The organism is Bradyrhizobium sp. MOS003 (assembly GCF_003020125.1).
Classification (GTDB): domain Bacteria; phylum Pseudomonadota; class Alphaproteobacteria; order Rhizobiales; family Xanthobacteraceae; genus Bradyrhizobium.
This window is the reverse complement of the sequence record NZ_PYFW01000003.1, coordinates 287,631-303,006: the sequence shown is the minus strand read 5'-3', so window position 1 is coordinate 303,006 and position 15,376 is coordinate 287,631. Positions and strand designations below refer to the sequence as shown.

The following is a 15,376-nucleotide window of genomic DNA, read 5'->3' as shown; positions in this document are numbered from 1 at the left end:
GTGCGTTGCGGCCCACGCCAGTTTCGCAGGCCGGAATTCCTTTTGCCGGGGCGCATATTTGATTTTTGGCGCGGTCTTGTCCATGGTGATCGGAGCATAGCAAGCAATCTTGCGCGCAGCGGCTGATGCGCCGCAGACGCTAAAGACAGGAAACGCGCATGAACCTTTTCGACCTCTCCGGCCGCGTTGCCGTGATCACCGGCGGCAATGGCGGCATCGGCCTCGGCATCGCGCAGGCGCTCGCCGCCCAGGGCTGCAATGTCTCGATCTGGGGCCGCAATGCGGACAAGAATAAGGCGGCCGCCGCAAGCATGGCCGGCCTGTCGGCCAAGGTCGATGCCCGCGTCTGCGACGTCACCGATCCGGCTTCGGTCAATGCCGCGATGAAGGCGACGCTCGACATTTTCGGCCGGGTCGATGGCTGCTTCGCCAACGCCGGCATCGGCGGCGGCGGCCGGCGCTCGTTCATCGAGCGCACCGAGGAGGAATGGCGCACGATGTTTGCGACCAATCTCGACGGCGTGTTCCACGCGTTCCAGGCCGCGGCCAGGCACATGACCGAGCGCGCCAATGCCGGAGATCCCTTCGGCCGGCTGGTCGCGACCTCGAGCCTGGCCTCGATCTTCGGCACCGCGCGCAACGAGCATTATGCGGCGACAAAGGCCGCGATCAACGCGCTGGTTCGCGCGCTCGGCGTCGAGCTGGCGCGCCACGGCGTCACCGCCAATGCGATCCTTCCCGGCTGGATCAAGAGCGACATGACGTCAGGCCTGATGGCCAACGAAAAATTCGTCGCCAACGTGATGCCGCGGATACCTATGCGGCGCTTCGGCGAAGCCTCCGATTTCGGCGGCATCGCTGTGTATCTGATGAGCAAGGCGTCGTCATATCACACCGCCGATACGTTCGTGATCGACGGCGGCTATACCGCGTTTTGAGACTTCTTGGGGTGGGCAAAGGCGCGCTTGCGTCGTGCCACCTCAAGCACTTTTCGAATGTCGTGGGGGGCACGCTGCGCTTTGCCCACCCTACGGCTTCTCGTTTTGTCAGCGCAGAAGGGAATGGGCAAATGTTCTCGCATATCATGATCGGCACCAACGATCTCGACAAGGCCAAGACGTTCTACGACAATCTGCTGAGCACGCTCGAGGTGCGCCCGGCCAGGGTCGACGGCCATCGCATCTTCTACATCACCAAGACCGGCGTGTTCTCGGTGTCGAAGCCGATCAACGGCGAGCCGGCAACCTGTGCGAACGGCGGCACCATCGGCTTTGCCTGCAACTCGCCGGAGCAGGTCGATGCGTGGCACGCGGCTGGCCTCGCGGCCGGCGCAAAATCGATCGAGGATCCGCCGGGCGTGCGCCAGGGTCCGGGTGGCAAGCTTTATCTCGCATATCTGCGCGACCTCGACGGCAACAAGATCTGCGCGATGCATCGGATGCCGAACTGAGGTATGCCGGACTCTCCTCGTCATTGCGAGGAGCTCTTGCGACGAAGCAATCTAGACTGGCCCCGCGGCAAGATTCTGGATTGCTTCGCTGCGCTCGCAATGACGGGATCCTGGGCACCGGTCCGCATGCTATCCACCTCACGTCCGCGCCCCACCATTCAAACAACATTTCAAACACCTCGCGATATTCCATCGCGTGGCACGGCTCTGCGCCGGAAAATGCGCGCTCGCACTTTGGCCGGGCTGCGACTATCTTGCGGCCAGAACGATCTCAGCGTCCCCGGGAGGAACAATGACAAAACACACCTACATTCCCCGCACCACCAACTACACCCTCAATCCCGGCGACGAGCTGAACGATCTCCGCATGTCGGACCAGGTCCGGCCGCTCTATGACCACGTCAGGAATTTCATCCGCGACACCGTTGAGCCGATGTCGATCGAGTTCGCCAAGGCCGGCGAAGGCAAGGAAGACCGCTGGAGCTTCACGCCGAAGCAGCTCGAGGTGCTGGAGAAGGCCAAGAACAAGGCCAAGCAGGAAGGCCTCTGGAACTTCTTCCTGCCCGACGACGAGACCGGACAGGGCCTGAAGAACCTCGACTACGCCTATATCGCGTCCGAGCTCGGCAAGAGCCCGCTGGCCTCCGAGACCATGAACTGCTCGGCGCCTGATACCGGGAATATGGAGGTGCTGGAGCGCGTCGGCACCAAGGAGCAGAAGGAGAAGTGGCTGAAGCCGCTGATGAACGGCGAGATCCGCTCGGCCTATGTCATGACCGAGCCGAACGTAGCCTCCTCCGACGCCAAGAACATCTCGACTACGGCGAAACTGGTCGGCGACGAATGGGTGATCAACGGCGAGAAGTACTACATTTCCGGCGTTGGCGATCCCCGCTGCAAGATCCTCATCGTGATGGTGAAGACCAATCCGGATGCGGCGCCGAGCAAGCAGCAGTCGCAGATCCTGGTGCCGCGCGACACGCCCGGCGTCGAGGTGCTCGGGCCCATGTATGTGTTCGGCCAGGACCACGCCCCGCGCGGCCATATGCACATGCGCTTCAACAATGTCCGCGTGCCCAAGGAGAACATTCTGCTCGGCGAAGGCCGCGGCTTCGAGATCTCGCAACTCCGCCTCGGCCCCGGCCGCATCCATCACTGCATGCGGACCATCGGCAAGGCCGAAAAGGCGCTCGATCTGATGGTGCAGCGCGGCCTCACCCGCGAGGCCTTCGGCAAGAAGATCGCGCATCTCGGCGGCAACATGCAGATCATCGCGCAGGCGCGCTGCGAGATCGAGGCGATGCGGCTGATGGTGCTGAAGGCAGCCAAGGCGATGGACGTGCTCGGCAACAAGGAGGCCCGCGTCTGGGTCTCCATGGTCAAGGCCATGGTGCCCGAGCGCGCCTGCAAGATCATCGACCAGTCCATCCAGATGCACGGCGCCACCGGCATCTCGCACTGGACCCCGCTCGCCGAAATGTACCAGGACGTGCGTCATTTGCGCTTCGCGGATGGTCCGGACGAGGTGCACTGGATGGTGGTCGGCCGCCACGAGCTGAGCATGGCGTGATCTCAACTCGTCATGCGCGGGCTTGACCCGCGCATCCATCGAAGGAAGCATCTCTTCAGGATTGATGGATTGCCGGGTCAAGCCCGGCAATGACGACTTTCTCAGGAGCCCCCATGGAGTACGCCGCCAGCGACCTGACGCCACGCGAGCGCTACAAGGTGCTGACCTCTTTCATCCTGCCGCGGCCGATCGCGTGGGTAACCACGATCGGACCGACCGGCGTGGTCAACGCGGCCCCGTTCAGCTTCTTCAACGCCTTCTGCGAGGATCCGCCGCTGTGCATGTTCGCAGCGAACCGCAAGCCCAACGGACAGGACAAGGACACTTTTCTCAACATCCAGCGGACCGGCGAGTTCGTGGTCAACATGGCCGACGAGCCCCTGGCAAAAGCGATGCATGAGAGCAGCGGCGATTTTCCGCCTGAGATCGGCGAGCCCGATTATCTCGGTTTGAAGCTCGCCCCCTCAAGCAAGATCGCGGTGCCTCGGCTCGCCGACGCGCCCTGGGCGATGGAGTGCAAGCTCTGGAAGCTGATCGACGTCAACGACGATCGCAAACTGATCATGGGCGAGGGTCTCCACTTCCACATCCGCGACGAGCTGTGGGACGACGAGGCGATGCGGGTGCACATGGACCGTTATCACCCGATCGGCCGCATGTTCGCCGACCGCTACTGCCGCACCGACGACCGCGTGGTGTTTCCGGCGGCGGAGGGTGTGAAGACCAAATAGCCGAACCAGGGAGCAGGATGATGCCGGAAGCCTTTCGCGACAACGAAGAACGCAGCCGGTTCGAACTCGACGTCGACGGGCCCATCGCCTTGGTTACATACCGCAAGACCGATGGCGCGATCACGCTGGTGCACACCGAGGTGCCGCCGGAGCTCGGCGGCCGCGGCATTGGCTCGAAGCTCGGCCGCGCCACGCTGGATGCGGTACGGGCGCAGGGGCGCAAGCTCTCCGTCGAGTGCGACTTCATCCGCAACTTCATGCGCAAGAATCCTGAATACGACGATCTCCTCGCCGCGGGTGAGAACGCCCATGCGGAGCCGCAGGCGAGCTATCGCGCCGGCTGCTTCTGCGGAGCCGTCGAGGTCGAGGTCACGGGCAAGCCCGTGTTTTCAGGCTATTGCCATTGCGCGGACTGCCAGGCGTGGTCGGCGGCGCCGATCAACGCCTTCAGCCTGTGGAAGTCTTACAGTGTGCGCATCATCAGAGGCGAGGCAGACCTCGGGACGTTCAACAAGACCGAGCATTCCTACCGAAAATTCTGCAAACGCTGCGGCGGCCACGTCATGACCGAGCATCCGCGGATGCGACTGATTGACGTCTACGCCAATCTGCTGAAGGGATATGTGCACCAGCCGACGCTGCATGCCAACTACGCAAGCAAGATGGTGTCGGTCCGTGATGGCTTGCCGAAATATGCCGACCTGCCGGCAGATCTCGGCGGCTCCGGCGAGATGCTGCCGGATTGATCGTAGGGCGGATTAGCCCGCCGCTGCGCGAAGCGCAGTCCGCTAGCGTAATCCGCCGGACGCATACGGCACGAGGAATGGCGGATTACGCCTACGGCTAATCCGCCCTACGCACCTACGTCGCCGGCGCGACCTTGTCCTGCGTCTTCGTCTCGAAATCGCTGGCGTCGTGGCGCTCATGGAGCTGGCTGGCGGGATCGCCGGAGACGCGGTTGACCATGCGGCCACGCTTCACGGCGGGGCGCTGCGCGATCTGGTCGGTCCAGCGCTGCACGTTCTTGTAGTCCTGCACCGAGAGGAATTCGCCGGCGCCGTAGACCAGCCCCTTGGCGAGCGCGCCGTACCAGGGCCACACCGCCATGTCGGCGATCGTGTACTCCTTGCCCGCGAGATATTCGTTGTCGGCAAGGCGCCGGTCGAGCACTTCGAGCTGGCGTTTGACCTCCATCGCGAAACGATCGATGGCGTATTCGATCTTGAACGGCGCGTAGGCGTAGAAATGGCCGAAGCCGCCACCGAGATAGGGTGCGCTCCCCATCTGCCAGAACAGCCAGGACATCGCCTCGGTACGGGTCTTGATGTCCTTCGGCAGGAAGGCGCCGAACTTCTCGGCGAGGTAAAACAGGATCGAGCCGGATTCGAACACGCGGACCGGCTCGGGTCCGGAGCGATCCATCAGCGCAGGGATCTTGGAGTTCGGGTTGATATCGACGAAACCGCTGCCGAACTGGTCGCCATTGCCGATCTTGATGAGCCAGGCGTCATATTCGGCGCCCTTGTGGCCGAGCGCCAGAAGCTCCTCCAGCATCGCCGTGACCTTCACCCCGTTCGGCGTCGCCAGCGAATAGAGCTGGAAGGGATGCTTGCCGACCGGCAGCTCCTTGTCGTGGGTGGGACCGGCGATCGGACGGTTGATGCTGGCGAACTGCCCGCCATTCTCCTTGTTCCAGGTCCAGACTTTGGGCGGCACGTAGGCGGGGGTGTCGGTCATAAGAGGGGCTCCGGCGGAAAGATGCGCCTGCATTAATTAGCCCCGGGATGGCCAATGACAAGGGCGCCCAGCGCATTGACCGGCGCGACAGCGCAGCTTTTTCGTCATGGCAGCCCTCTGCCCCGCCATTCCGCGACGCCGCGGCCGTGGACAGCGAGCGACGCCTGCACACAAGATGCCTTGTCGAATCCGGCATGTCATCCATCTGCCAGCGCCACTTTGCTTCGGCAGCGAAAGCAACGAAAACACGTAGGCCGCCGGAGAGAGAGCCATGAAATCGCCGATCTGCGACATGCTGGGCATAGAGTTCCCGCTGCTGGCTTTCAGCCATTGCCGCGATGTCGTCGCCGCCGTCAGCCGCGCAGGCGGCTTTGGCGTGCTGGGCGCCACCGTGCACACACCCGATACGCTCGAGCGCGAGCTGACATGGATCGACGACCACGTCGACGGCAAGCCATATGGCATCGACGTGCTCATTCCCGAAAATATCTCGACATCGGGTGAGAAGGACGTCACCTGGAAGAGCCTGGAAGCGCGCGTGCCGCAGGAGCATCGCACCTATACGCGCGAGCTCCTGAAGAAATACGATATCGAGCTGACGACCACGGAGGTGGCGGCCGATCAGCCGCAGCCATTCGACGGAAAGACGGCGCTGCAGCTGCTCGAAGTGTCCTTCAATCATCCGATCCGCCTGATCGCCAATGCGCTCGGCGTACCGCCGAAGGCGATGATCGAGATGGGCAAGAGGCACGGCGTCCCGGTCGCAGCCCTCGTCGGCGCCAAGGAACACGCGCTGCGTCAGGTCGCAGCCGGCGTCGACATTCTCGTGGTGCAGGGCACCGAGGCCGGCGGCCATTGCGGCGAGGTCTCGACCATGGTGCTGGTGCCCGAGGTGATCAAGGCGATCAAGCCGATCCGCGACGTGCCGGTGCTGGCGGCCGGCGGCATCATGACGGGGCGGCAGATGGCGGCCTGCATGGCGATGGGCGCGGCCGGTACCTGGACCGGTTCGGTGTGGCTTGCGACGGTGGAAGCCGAGACCAGCGAGATCTTCCGCGAGAAGATGATCGCTGCGTCCTCGCGCGACGCGGTGCGCTCGAAGGGGCGCACCGGCAAGCCGGCCCGGCAGCTCCGCTCGGTCTGGACCGATGCCTGGGACCGCGCGGCCGAAAGCCCGGGCGCGCTGCCGATGCCGCTGCAGAGCATCATCAGCCGCGACGCCTTCAATTCGATCGACCGCGCCGCCGCGAGCGGCAATGCGAAAGCGCGCGATCTCGTCAGCTATTTCGTCGGCCAGGGCGTCGGATTGATCGACAGCGTGAAGTCGGCCGGCGCCGTGGTGCAGGAGTTCAAGGAAGAGTTCGCCGAAGCCGTCGAGCACATGAATGCGCTGGTGGCGGAATAGTCTTTCACCTCGTCATTGCGAGCGCAGCAAAGCAATCCAGGCTGCCGCAGCGGAACGATTCTGGATTGCTTCGCTGCGCTCGCAATGACGAAACAACTGAGACCGTGAATTGAGGCCATGACCGACAAGACCAACATCCCCGAAGACCGCACCCCCGTCATCGTCGGCATCGGCGAGATCGTCGACCGTCCCAAGGAAATCACCGAGGGCCTCGAGCCGCTTGTTCTGCTGGAAAAGGCGCTGCGGCGTGCGGAAGCAGACGCGGGAGCAAAGCTGCTTGGCGAAGTGCAATCGCTCGACGTCGTCAACTTCCTGAGCTGGCGCTATCGCGATCCCGAGAAGCTGTTGGCGCAGCGCCTCGGCATCATGCCCGCGCATTGCTATTACGGACCGGTCGGCGGCGAGAGCCCGATCCGCTACATCCACGAAGCCGCAAAGCGCATCGCGCGCGGCGAATGCACCGTGGCAGCCGTGTGCGGTGCCGAGGCGCAGTCGACCGCGACCAAGGCGGAGCGCGCCGGCGTCACGCTGCCATGGACGCCGTTCGCCCATGACGTCGAGGAGCCCAAGCGCGGCGCGGCGTTCCAGAAGCCGCTGGCGGTGAAGCTCGGCGTGTTCCGGCCCGTCACGGTCTATCCGTTCTACGAGGCCGCCTCCTCGGCGCATTGGGGCCAGACGCCGCGCGAGGCGATGGCGGAATCAGGCACGCTGTGGTCGCGCTATTCGGAAGCCGCCGCGCAAAACCCCAACGCCTGGCTGAAGCGGCGCTATGCGCCGGAGGAAATCACGACACCGACGGCGGACAATCGCCTGATCGCCTGGCCCTACAACAAGCTGATGGTCGCCAATCCCAGCGTCAACATGGGCGGCGCGCTGCTGCTGACGAGCCTTGCCAAGGCGCGTGCGCTCGGTATTCCCGAAGACAAGCTGGTCTATCCGCTCGGCGGCGCCTCGGCTGAAGAGCCGCGCGATTATCTGCTGCGGGATCAGTTCTACGAGAGCCACCCGCAGAACGCGGTATTGAAAGCAGTGATGGACCTTGACGGCGGTGACGGCAAGAAGTTCGATGCCATCGAGCTCTACAGTTGCTTCCCCTGCGTGCCCAAGATGGCGCGGCGAACGCTCGGCCTTGGCGCCGATGTGCAGCCGACCGTGACCGGCGGCCTCACCTTCTTCGGCGCCCCGCTCAACACCTACATGACGCATGCGGCTTGCGCGATGGTGCGGCGGGTGCGCGACGGCGCCAAGCTCGGCCTGCTCTACGGCCAGGGGGGCTTCGTCACCAAGCATCACGCGCTGGTGGTTGCGAAAACGCCGCCGCGCGGGGCGATGGCGCAGGAGACGAGCGTGCAGGCAGAGGCCGACCGCAACAAGCGCGCGGTGCCGGAGTTCACCGCAGAGGCCTCGGGCAAGGGCAAGGTCGAGAGTTTTACGGTGCTCTATGGCCGCGGCGGCGAGGTCGAGCATGGCGTGGTGATGCTGCGGACGCAGGACGATCGGCGCACGCTGGCGCGGATTCCCGCGGGCGACAGCACGACGCTCGCGCATCTGCTGAACATCGAGCGCACGCCGGTCGGATCGCTCGGCGCGATCACGATGGCCGCGGACGGCGTGCCGGAGTGGCGGGTGGCGTAGCGAGCTCACGTGTCCCGGACGCGGTGCGGCGCGAAGTGCCGCTCCGCAGAGCCGGGACCCAAAACGCGCACGGCAAAAAAGAGATGGGCCCCGGCTCTGCAGCGCATCACTTCGTGCTGCGCTGCGTCCGGGGCACGAGAGTCCGTCAGCCCTTCGGCGGCTGCTTCTCCGACGCAGTCGCCGGCTTGGCCTTGGCGCCGACCACACGCACCGCGTCGCCGTCCGACAGACCGTCCGGCGGTGCGGTGATGACGCGATCGTCCGCTGCAATCCCCGAGGCCAGCTCGATCTCGCGGCCAAGGTCGCGGGCGATCGTCACCGGCTTGAACAGCACCTTGTCGTCGGCACCGACGGTCGCGACGCGCAGGCCGTTGCTGTTGAAGATCAAGGCGCTGGCGGGAATGCTGAGCGGAGCGGAATCGCGCTGCAGGTTCAGCTTCACGCTGGCATAGCCGCCGGGCATCAGCTCTCCGCTGGAATTATCGAGTCCGAGCTGCATGCGCGTGGTCCCGGAGGCAACGTCGACGGCCTGCGAGGAGGCCTCCACCGTCGCCTGGAACGTCCGGTTGGGATATTCCGGCATCACGAGAGTGGCCTTGGCGCCGATCTTGATCGCCGGCACGTAATTCTGGGGCACGTTGATGTAAACGCGCAGCTTTGTGATATCGGACACCACGAACATCGCCGGGCCCGAGCCGCCACCAGAATTGATCAGCGCACCGACATCGGTGTCGCGCGCCGTGACCACCCCGTCGAACGGCGCGGTGATCTTCTTGTAGCCGGCGAGCGCTTCCAGCCGCTCGACATTGGCCTGGCCCGAGCGAACCGCCGCGTTCTTGTTGGAGAGATCGGCGGTGCGCTCGTCGATTTCCTGTGCGGAGACGAAGTTGGAGGCGACCAGGGTCTTGCGGCGATTGAGAGTCGCTTCCGACAGCTTGGCGCTGGATTGCTGGCTGGCGAGGTCGGCTCTGGCCTGCAGCAGTTGCTGGTCGAGGTCGGGCGCCTCGATCTCGGCGATCACCTGACCGGCTTTCACGCGCGCACCGATATCGGCACTCCAGCTCTTGAGATAGCCGGGAACGCGGGCAAAGATCGGCGCGCGATAATAGGCCTCGAGACGGCCCGGCAGATCGATGGTGGAATTGAGGGCCTTGGCATTGGGCAAGGTCACCGCGACGCTGGGAACGGCCTGATCATCGGTCCACTCCTTCAGCTTTGAGCCCTGCTCCTCCCGGGCGCGGATGCCGGTGCCGACGACGAGACCGGCTGCGATCAGGGCCACCACGCCGAAGATGCCCAGTTTCCGGTGCGACACCGGGGAGCGGGGTTCAGTGGGCGACATGCGGGGTCTCCAATGGGGCGGCGGCTTTGGCGCCTTGTTTCTTGTGGACCATGCTGAATACCACGGGAACGAAGATCAGCGTGGCGAAGGTTGCAAAGATCAGGCCGCCGATCACGGCGCGGCCGAGCGGCGCGTTCTGCTCGCCGCCCTCGCCCAGGCCGAGCGCCATCGGCGCCATGCCGATGATCATGGCGAGCGCGGTCATCAGCACGGGGCGGAACCGGACGAAGCCGGCTTCCAGCGCCGCCGCGACGGGATCGCCGAGCTCCTCGTAGCGCTCGCGCGCGAAGGAGATCACCAGCACGCTGTTGGCGGTGGCAACGCCCATGCACATGATGGCGCCGGTGAGCGCGGGGACCGACAGCGTGGTCCCGGTCGCGAACAGCATCCAGACGATGCCGGCGAGCGCGGCCGGGAGAGCCGTGATGATCACGAACGGATCCGACCAGGACTGGAAGTTCACGACGATGAGGAAGTAGATCAGCACGACGGCGCCAAGCAGGCCGAACAACAGGCCGGTGAAAGCGCTGTTCATGGTCTGCACCTGGCCGAGCAGTACCACGGAGGAGCCCTTCGGCACCTCCTTGGCGGTGTCGGCGATCACCTGTCGGATGTCGGCGGCGACCGCGCCGAGATCGCGGCCCGACGTCGTCGCAAAGATCTGCACCATCGACTGGATGTCGTATTGCGAGACGACCGCGCTGGAGGCCGAGCGCCTGATGTCGGCAATGCCGCCGAGGATCGGCGACTGTGAGGCGCCGGCCGCGGTGATCGGCAGCGTCTGCAGGGCGCTGAGCGAATCGATCTGGTACTGCGGCGTCTGCATCACGATCGAATAGGACACGCCGTTCTCGGGGTTGAGATAATAGGTCGGCGCGACCTGCGAGGAGCCGGCGAGATTGACGACGAGGCTGTTGGTGACGTCGCGCTCGGTCAGGCCGACATATTGTGCGCGGGTGCGATCGACGTCGATGTTGAAGGTCGGCGCGTTCGGTGATTGCTGAATGCGTGCGTCCGCCACACCGGGGATCTTGCGGACCTTGGCGAGCAGGCTGTTGGCATAGGCGAAGTTGCCGGCGACATTGGCGCCGCGGATCTGCAGGTCGATCGGCGCCGGCGCGCCGAAATTCAGGATCTGGCTGACGATGTCGGCGGGGAGGAAGGCGAAGCTGACGCCGGGGAACAACCGCGGCAGCTGCTCGCGCAGCACCTTGACGTGTTCTTCCGTCGGCTTGTGGCCTTCCCTGAGCTTGATCTGGATGTCGCCGTCCTGCGGGCCGATCACGCCGGTGTTGTTGTAGGTCATGTTGATGCCGGAGATCGGCATGCCGATGTTGTCGGTCATGGTCTCGATCTCGCCGGGGATCAGCTTGCGGACCGCCTTCTGCACGTCGGCGAGCTGATTGGCGGTCTCCTCGACGCGGGTGCCGACCTGGGTGCGGACATGCATCAGGATGTTGCCGGCGTCGACCGCCGGGAAAAAGTTGCGCCCGAGGAACGGCACCAGCGCGAAAGACGCGCCGACCACGCAGATGAAGCCGATCACGAACACGGCCCGGTGCGCCAGCGCCAGCCCGAGGAAGCCATGGTAGCCGCCGCGGACGCGCTCGAACCGAGCCTCGAAACCGCGCTGGAACCAGACCAGCGGATTGCGCGATGTCGGCGGCCCGCCTTCGTGATGGACATGCGCCTGCAGCAGATAGTTCGCCATGGTCGGCACCAGCGTGCGCGACAGGATGAAGGACCAGATCATCGCGAACATCACGGCTTCCGCCATCGGCACGAACAGGAAGCGCGCGACGCCCGAGAGGAAGAACATCGGCACGAACACGATGCAGATGCACAGCAGCGACACGAAAGCCGGCGTCACGATCTGGTTGGCGCCGTCGAGGATCGACTGCTCGACCGGCTTGCCCTGCTCCAGATGGTAGTTGATGTTCTCGATGGTCACGGTGGCGTCGTCGACGAGGATGCCGACGGCGAGCGCAAGGCCGCCGAGCGTCATGATGTTGAGCGTCTCGCCGATCGCCGACAGCATGATGATGGCGCCCAGCACCGACAGCGGGATCGAGACAGCGATGATGACGGTCGAGCGCCAGCTGCCCAGGAACAGCAGGATCATGACGCTGGTCAGAAGCGCCGCGATCACGCCCTCGACGGCCACGCCCTGGATCGCGCCGCGGACGAACACCGACTGATCGCCGATGAAGCCGATCTTCAGCGCGTCGGGGAGCTGGTCCTTGACGTCGATGACCTTCTGCTTGATGCCGGCGATGATGTCGAGCGTCGAGGTCGCGCCCGCCTTCAGCACCATCATCAGCACCGAGCGGTTGCCGTCGACATGGACGATGTTGGTCTGCGGCGGATTGCCGTCGCGCACGGTTGCGACGTCGCGCACGTAGACCATGGCGCCGTTGACGGTCCTGATCGGCAGATTGCCGAGCTCTTCGATCTTGAGCGGCGAGTTGTTGAGCTGGATGTTGTACTCGAACTGACCGATCTTCTGGGTGCCGACCGGCGTGATCAGGTTCTGCGCGGCGAGCGCATTGGCGACGTCCTGGCCGGACAGGCCGCGGGCCTGGAGCGCGGTGGGATCGAGGTCGATCTGGACCTGGCGCTGCTTGCCGCCGAACGGATAGGGGATCGCGGCGCCGGGCACGGTGACCAGCGGCGTACGCAGATTGTTGATGCCGATATCGGCGAGGTTCTGCTCGGTGAGGCCATCGCCCGACAGCGCCACCTGGATGATCGGCACGGTGGACGCCGAATAGTTCAGGATCAAGGGCGGCGTCGCGCCGGGCGGCATCTGCTTGATCAGCGTCTGCGAGATCGCGGTGACCTGCGCGTTGGCCGTGCGGATATCGACGTTAGGCTGGAAGAAGATCTTGATGATGCCAAAGCCGTTGTAGGAATTGGCCGTGATGTGCTCGATGTCGTTGACCGTGGTCGTCAGCGCCCGCTGGAACGGCGTGGTGATGCGGCCGGACATCTGGTCCGGCGGCAGGCCGGTGTACTGCCAGACCACGCCGATCACGGGAATGCGGATGTCCGGGAAGATGTCGGTCGGGGTCCGCAGCGCCGCGAGCGGTCCGATGATCAGGAGCAGGATCGCGAGCACGACGAACGTATAGGGCCGGCTCAGGGCAATACGGACCAGAGCAATCATGCGCCAGGCAAATCCAGGTCAAGCGAGACTACGGAAGCCGCCCCCAAGGCGCTCCCCATTCCCCTTTACCCGAGCACCGCCGGAAACGCTATTGACCAGAACTATCCTGCAGTCACTTCCCTGCTACCGCACTGCAAAACAGACATCTCTGCCATGCGGCAGGCTGTCTCAGGAGGCCCGTACCGTCTCTAGGAACTTGCTGACCTCGAGCTTGAGGCGATTGCTGTCGCTGGATAGCATTTGCGCGGCCGAGAGCACCTGAGACGAGGCCGAGCCGGTTTCATTGGCACCGTGCTGGACGTTTCCAATATTGGCGGACACTTGCTGCGTGCCCTGGGCCGCGTTCTGGACGTTGCGCGCGATCTCCTGGGTCGCGGCGCCCTGCTCTTCGATCGCGGCCGCGATGGCCGAGGCGATCTCGGACAGGCGCCCGATCGAGCCGCTGATTTCCCGGATCGCACCGACGGAATCCTCGGTCGCCGTCTGGATGCCCGCGATCTGCTGGGTGATTTCGCCAGTGGCCTTGGCCGTCTGTTCGGCAAGCGCCTTCACTTCGGACGCCACCACCGCGAAGCCGCGCCCGGCATCGCCTGCACGCGCCGCCTCGATCGTGGCGTTGAGGGCCAGCAGATTGGTCTGGCCGGCGATCTGGTCGATCAGCACGATGACGTCGCCGATCCGGGAAGCCGCTCTCGCCAATTCACCGATCCGGCCGTTGGTTCGTTCCGCCTGGCCGACCGCCTCGTTGGCCATCCGGGCCTGATCCTGCACGCGCCGGCTGATCTCGTTGACGGAGGACGAAAGCTCCTCTGTCGCCGAAGCCACCGATTGAACGTTGGTGGAGGCCTCTTCCGACGCGGCCGCGACCACGATCGCCAGTTCCTGGGCGCGCCCGGCCGTGCTGTTCAGCGTGCCGGCGGACGCTTCGAGTTCGGTCGACGCCGAGGATACGGTCTCGACGATCTCGCCGATCGCCGACTCGAACGCGCCGGCCAGCCTGTGCATGTCGGCCTTGCGCTGGTCGGCGGCAATCCGGTCCTGTGCGATCTTTGCATCGGCCTCCAACCGCGCTTTCTCCTCGGCCTTGACCTTGAAGACCTCGACCGCGTGCGCCATGTCGCCGATTTCGTCCTTGCGGCCGAGGCCGGGAAGGACCACGGAGAAATTGCCGCTGGCGAGCTCGCCCATGGCGCCCGTCAGCGCAGAGAGCGGGCGCACGATCCGTGAAAACGCGACCCAGAAGCTCAGCAATGCGAGAGCGACGCTAGCAAGGAGTATCCCGCCGCTCACGACCAAATTTGACGTGCCTCTCGAGGCAAGCTCGGCCGCTTCTCGATCCGCATCCGCTGCAATGGCCCGACCGAGCTGCAGGATCGCGTTGATGGCACTCGTCGCACTCGCCATGTAATCTTTGCCCGTGATCTTGTAGGCGCCCGCTTTGCCGTCCTTGATCAAGTCTGCGCGCAGCGAGCCGTAAGCTTGAAAGTATTTTTGCTCGACGCTCTCGATCGCTTGGCCGAGATCGGCCGAGACATCGGCGCGCTGGGCGATAGGTGAAATCGTCTCCCAGGCGAGCTCGACGTGGCCGCGGAATCCGGACATCAGACCAAGGCCGTCCGCGGTGAGTTTCGCGTGCGCGCTGATCAAGCCTGCCAGCAAGGCCCGCTCGCGGCCGGCACTCTCGGCCATCTTCGCGGTGAGATGGCGGAGCCCCACGAGCCGGGTCATCGTTGCGGACGGGGAATCGGTCCACGTCTCCAAAGTGAGGCGCAAACGGTTGGCGGCGAGCTCGATGAGTTCGGTCAAGGCCGGAACGACTGCGTTGACGACGGCAGGATCGCGCTCAGCCTTCGGCTTGGCCAGATCCGCATCGACCTGGCGGCGCAGACCTTCGAACGCCTGAAGCGCGAGCTCGGCCTCCGAAATACGGGGCTCGGCGGATTTCATCACGGGAAGGTTGCGCAGACGCCCAGCGGCTTCGCGGAACGCGTGACCGGAAGCCGCACGGATTCCGTCGATTTCGGCGCGGTGGTCCGTAGCGATAGTTTCGGGCGCGTTCAGTGCCGCGTTGGTCATTCCCCGCTCCAGAGCCCATTGTCCGGCGCTGTGCAGCAGCTGCTGCGATATGCCGTTGAGCTCGACGAAAGCGAGCGCTTGCTGTCGGTCGTGATAGGCCCCAATGGCCGTGTAACCGGTGGCGGCCACTCCCATCAAGGCGAGCGCCGAGACAATCAGAGGCAGGATCATTCCAATTCGCAAGTGCACGGCTCGCTTCCTCGTGAGCACTGCCCGAAAATGAGCAGTTCGACGGAAGCAATACCCGGCTCAGGCAACTTCGGA

At 64.7% G+C, this 15,376-nt stretch carries 11 protein-coding genes; 7 read left to right on the top strand and 4 right to left on the bottom strand.

The features are described from left to right. Window positions 1–158: 158 nt before the first annotated feature. The 5 genes from C7G42_RS16340 to C7G42_RS36345 all read left to right on the top strand — a co-directional run bounded on the left by C7G42_RS16340 (window position 159) and on the right by C7G42_RS36345 (window position 4,497). Window positions 159–938, top strand: coding sequence for an SDR family NAD(P)-dependent oxidoreductase (locus C7G42_RS16340; RefSeq protein ID WP_106949989.1), 780 nt, complete (start codon window positions 159–161; stop codon window positions 936–938). A 131-nt stretch (window positions 939–1,069) separates the two neighbouring features. After that, complete coding sequence (locus C7G42_RS16335; RefSeq protein WP_199580941.1) at window positions 1,070–1,450, top strand: VOC family protein; 381 nt, start codon at window positions 1,070–1,072, stop codon at window positions 1,448–1,450. Between the two features lie 292 nt (window positions 1,451–1,742). Next, on the top strand, window positions 1,743–3,020 hold the full coding sequence (locus tag C7G42_RS16325; RefSeq protein WP_106949986.1) for an acyl-CoA dehydrogenase family protein: 1,278 nt from the start codon (window positions 1,743–1,745) through the stop codon (window positions 3,018–3,020). 113 nt (window positions 3,021–3,133) lie between these two features. Next, complete coding sequence (locus C7G42_RS16320) at window positions 3,134–3,751, top strand: flavin reductase family protein (RefSeq protein ID WP_106949985.1); 618 nt, start codon at window positions 3,134–3,136, stop codon at window positions 3,749–3,751. Window positions 3,752–3,771: 20 nt separating this feature from the next. Beyond that, window positions 3,772–4,497: an N-acetyltransferase gene (locus tag C7G42_RS36345; protein ID WP_502694211.1), complete on the top strand. Its 726-nt coding sequence runs from the start codon at window positions 3,772–3,774 to the stop codon at window positions 4,495–4,497. A 115-nt stretch (window positions 4,498–4,612) separates the two neighbouring features. Here C7G42_RS36345 and yghU read toward each other — a convergent pair whose 3' ends face one another. Next, complete coding sequence (gene yghU, locus C7G42_RS16310) at window positions 4,613–5,488, bottom strand: glutathione-dependent disulfide-bond oxidoreductase (protein ID WP_106949984.1); 876 nt, start codon at window positions 5,486–5,488, stop codon at window positions 4,613–4,615. A gap of 271 nt (window positions 5,489–5,759) precedes the next feature. Between yghU and C7G42_RS16305 the strand changes: the two genes are divergently transcribed. Both C7G42_RS16305 and C7G42_RS16300 read left to right on the top strand, forming a co-directional pair. Then, complete coding sequence (locus C7G42_RS16305) at window positions 5,760–6,893, top strand: nitronate monooxygenase (RefSeq protein WP_106949983.1); 1,134 nt, start codon at window positions 5,760–5,762, stop codon at window positions 6,891–6,893. Between the two features lie 117 nt (window positions 6,894–7,010). Further along, window positions 7,011–8,528, top strand: a complete 1,518-nt coding sequence (locus tag C7G42_RS16300) for an acetyl-CoA acetyltransferase (protein ID WP_106949982.1) — start codon at window positions 7,011–7,013, stop codon at window positions 8,526–8,528. 145 nt (window positions 8,529–8,673) lie between these two features. Here the strand turns inward: C7G42_RS16300 and C7G42_RS16295 are convergent, their stop codons facing one another. The 3 genes from C7G42_RS16295 to C7G42_RS16285 all read right to left on the bottom strand — a co-directional run bounded on the left by C7G42_RS16295 (window position 8,674) and on the right by C7G42_RS16285 (window position 15,283). Then, entirely contained in the window at window positions 8,674–9,870 is a 1,197-nt protein-coding gene (locus C7G42_RS16295; protein WP_106949981.1) for an efflux RND transporter periplasmic adaptor subunit, read from the bottom strand. Then, window positions 9,857–13,036 (bottom strand): efflux RND transporter permease subunit, encoded by a 3,180-nt coding sequence (locus C7G42_RS16290; protein WP_106949980.1) that lies wholly within the window; start codon window positions 13,034–13,036, stop codon window positions 9,857–9,859. The genes C7G42_RS16295 and C7G42_RS16290 overlap by 14 nt, the downstream gene beginning before the upstream one ends. Window positions 13,037–13,204: 168 nt before the next feature. After that, complete coding sequence (locus C7G42_RS16285) at window positions 13,205–15,283, bottom strand: methyl-accepting chemotaxis protein (protein ID WP_245427748.1); 2,079 nt, start codon at window positions 15,281–15,283, stop codon at window positions 13,205–13,207. Window positions 15,284–15,376 lie beyond the last annotated feature (93 nt).

Coding starts and splice junctions, on each gene's coding strand:
- C7G42_RS16340 (WP_106949989.1), top strand. CDS start 159: ATGAACCTTTTCGACCTCTCCGGCCGCGTTGCCGTGATCACCGGCGGC.
- C7G42_RS16335 (WP_199580941.1), top strand. CDS start 1,070: ATGTTCTCGCATATCATGATCGGCACCAACGATCTCGACAAGGCCAAG.
- C7G42_RS16325 (WP_106949986.1), top strand. CDS start 1,743: ATGACAAAACACACCTACATTCCCCGCACCACCAACTACACCCTCAAT.
- C7G42_RS16320 (WP_106949985.1), top strand. CDS start 3,134: ATGGAGTACGCCGCCAGCGACCTGACGCCACGCGAGCGCTACAAGGTG.
- C7G42_RS36345 (WP_502694211.1), top strand. CDS start 3,772: ATGCCGGAAGCCTTTCGCGACAACGAAGAACGCAGCCGGTTCGAACTC.
- yghU (WP_106949984.1), bottom strand. CDS start 5,488: ATGACCGACACCCCCGCCTACGTGCCGCCCAAAGTCTGGACCTGGAAC.
- C7G42_RS16305 (WP_106949983.1), top strand. CDS start 5,760: ATGAAATCGCCGATCTGCGACATGCTGGGCATAGAGTTCCCGCTGCTG.
- C7G42_RS16300 (WP_106949982.1), top strand. CDS start 7,011: ATGACCGACAAGACCAACATCCCCGAAGACCGCACCCCCGTCATCGTC.
- C7G42_RS16295 (WP_106949981.1), bottom strand. CDS start 9,870: ATGTCGCCCACTGAACCCCGCTCCCCGGTGTCGCACCGGAAACTGGGC.
- C7G42_RS16290 (WP_106949980.1), bottom strand. CDS start 13,036: ATGATTGCTCTGGTCCGTATTGCCCTGAGCCGGCCCTATACGTTCGTC.
- C7G42_RS16285 (WP_245427748.1), bottom strand. CDS start 15,283: ATGATCCTGCCTCTGATTGTCTCGGCGCTCGCCTTGATGGGAGTGGCC.